The organism is Polaromonas sp. CG_9.7, from assembly GCF_015752205.1.
GTDB lineage: Bacteria > Pseudomonadota > Gammaproteobacteria > Burkholderiales > Burkholderiaceae_C > Polaromonas.
The window spans coordinates 1-1,667 of record NZ_JADOVG010000046.1; the positions used below are offsets into that span (position 1 = coordinate 1).

Annotated in this window: 1 protein-coding gene; it reads left to right on the plus strand. The window is 66.2% G+C overall.

Translation table 11 applies throughout. The annotated features are described in order from the left end of the window. The coding region (locus IWX87_RS19420) for an electron transfer flavoprotein-ubiquinone oxidoreductase (protein ID WP_196865140.1) at positions 1 to 1,667 on the plus strand (1,667 nt) is incomplete at its 5' end.

Here is a 1,667-nt window from a genome sequence, read left to right on the forward strand (position 1 = left end):
TGTCCCAGCACGGACCCCGAGAATCGATGGACTACGACGTGGTCGTGGTCGGCGGCGGCCCGGGCGGGCTGTCGGCGGCCATTCGCCTGAAGCAGCTCGCCGCCGAAAAAGGCACGGAGCTGTCGGTCGTCGTGCTCGAAAAAGGCTCCGAGCCCGGCGCGCACATCCTGTCGGGCGCCGTCATGGACCCGAAAGCCTTGACGGAGCTGATCCCCGACTGGAAAGCGCTCGGCGCGCCCTTGACGCAGGGCGTCACCGCCGACGAGGTGCTGTTCCTGAGCGAGACCGGCTCCACCAAGACCCCGGCGTTCTTCGTGCCCGACTGCTTTCACAACGAGGGCAACTATGTCATCAGCCTGGGCAACGTCACGCGCTGGCTGGCAACGCAAGCCGAAGCGCTGGGCGTGGAGATCTTTCCCGGTTTTGCCGCTAGCGAAGTGCTGTACAACGACGACGGCTCGGTCCGGGGCGTGGCCACGGGCAACCTGGGGCTGGGCAAGGACGGCGAGCCCACGGACAACTTTCAGCTCGGCATGGAGCTGCTGGGGAAATACACGGTGTTTGCCGAAGGCGCGCGCGGCCACCTGGGCCGCCAGCTGATCGAGCGCTTCAAGCTGGACGAAGGCCGTGACCCGCAGGCCTACGCGCTGGGCGTGAAGGAATTGTGGGAGATCGAGCCGGCCAGGCACCAGGCGGGCCTGGTGGTCCACACCGCCGGCTGGCCGATGACCAGCGACACCTACGGCGGCGGCTTTTTGTACCACCTCGAAGGCAACCAGGTCACGCTGGGCTTTGTCACCGGGCTGGACTACAGCAACCCCTACCTCAGCCCGTTCGAGGAAATGCAGCGCTGGAAGACACACCCGGCGATCCGCAAATACCTCGAAGGCGGCAAGCGCATCGGCTACGGCGCGCGGGCGCTGACCGCCGGCGGCGCACTCAGCCTGCCCAAGACGGTGTTCCCCGGCGGCGCCTTGATTGGCTGCGAGGCGGGCTACCTGAACGCCGCGCGCATCAAAGGCAGCCACGCGGCGATCAAGACCGGCATGCTGGCCGCTGAAGCGGCCTACGAAGCCGTCACCGCGGGCCGGCAGCACGATGAACTCGCCAGCTACCCGGCAGCGTATGAAAGCAGCTGGCTGGCCGCAGAGCTGGACCAGTCGCGCAACTTCAAGTCGTGGTTCAAGAAGGGCCTGTACGTGGGCGCGTTGATGACGGGCGTCGAGCACTGGCTGCTGCCGCGCATCGGCATCAAGCGCCCGCCGTGGACGATTCACCGCACCCAGCCGGACCACGCGATGCTCAAGCCGGCCGCCGAGTGCCAGCCTATCGTCTACCCCAGGCCGGACAACCGGCTGACCTTTGACCGCCTGACCTCGGTGTTCATCAGCAACACCAACCACGAGGAAAACCAGCCGGCGCACCTGACGTTGAAAGACGCCAGCGTGCCGGTCAGCATCAACCTGGCCACCTACGCCGGCCCCGAGAGCCGTTACTGCCCGGCCGGCGTCTATGAGTATGTGAAAAACCCGGACAACACGGACCGGCTGCAGATCAACGCGCAGAACTGCGTGCACTGCAAGACATGCGACATCAAGGACCCGACGCAAAACATCGTCTGGGTCACTCCCGAGGGCGGCGGCGGGCCGAACTACAGCGGCATGTAA